This window comes from Rhizobium sp. SVR5-9E, assembly GCF_056755095.1.
Genome location: NZ_JBNDHS010000247.1, coordinates 1 through 483, shown reverse-complemented (window position 1 = coordinate 483; position 483 = coordinate 1). Strand labels below are relative to the sequence as shown.

1 protein-coding gene is annotated in these 483 nt (G+C 64.0%); it reads right to left on the bottom strand.

The window, feature by feature from the left end:
- Nucleotides 1-483: PAS domain-containing protein (locus ACPYOJ_RS34650; protein ID WP_481420269.1), on the bottom strand; the 483-nt coding region annotated here is incomplete at both ends.

The following is a 483-nucleotide window of genomic DNA, read 5'->3' as shown; positions in this document are numbered from 1 at the left end:
CGATCGAGGCGGTAAGCTGCCCGATGGTCGCGACCCGGTTGGCATGTGCCAGCTCCATCTGCATGTCGCGATACCGCCGCTCGCTGGCGCGGGCCTCCGCTTCGGCGCGCTTGAGCTCGGTGAGATCGAGCACGAATGCGACCGCTTCGCTGCGCGCCTCGTCGAAGGCAGCCCTGGCGATCAGCACTGGCACCCGGCTGCCGTCCTTGCGAAAATATTCCTTTTCGAACGGGTCGCAGCATCCCGTCGCGCGGATCTCAGCCACCGCCTGTTGGGTGACAGATTGCCACTCGGGGGGCGTCAGCTCCGTCCAGCGGATATGTCCCGCTGCAAGATCCTTGCGGTCGTAGCCCACCATGTGGAGAAAGGCGTCATTGGCATCGAGGATCCGGCCTTCCAGGGTCGCGATCAAAATCCCGATGATATTGGCATCGACCAGGCGCCGGATCTTGGCCTCGCGCTCCTCGAGGTCACGATAAAGGC